The sequence below is a fragment of the Methylobacterium sp. J-001 genome (assembly GCF_022829565.1).
GTDB lineage: Bacteria > Pseudomonadota > Alphaproteobacteria > Rhizobiales > Beijerinckiaceae > Methylobacterium.
Map to the genome: position 1 here is coordinate 1 of NZ_JAKSYN010000207.1, position 286 is coordinate 286.

At 66.4% G+C, this 286-nt stretch carries 1 protein-coding gene; it reads right to left on the reverse strand.

Annotated elements, in window-relative coordinates; translation table 11 throughout:
- The coding region (locus MKK65_RS27175) for a diguanylate cyclase domain-containing protein (protein WP_243961244.1) at positions 1-286 on the reverse strand (286 nt) is incomplete at both ends.

A 286-nucleotide genomic window follows, 5' to 3' on the forward strand; every position in this document is an offset into this window, starting at 1 on the left:
CATCACCACCGATCCGGGCCACGGTGTCCGTGGGCCTCACGGTCGAGCGCAGCCGGTCGGCGACCTTCGCCAGAAGTGCGTCGCCGATCGGGTGACCGAGCGTGTCGTTGACCGGCTTGAACCGGTCGAGATCGATGAGAAGGAGAGCGCAAGTCTCTTCGTTGCGCTGCAAGCGTGCCACGGCTCCAGCCAGGCGTTCTTGCAAGAGCAGGCGGTTTGGCAGGCCGGTGAGTGGATCGAGACGCGCCAACTCGTCAGCACGCGCCTCGTTCGCCTTGCGGGCGCT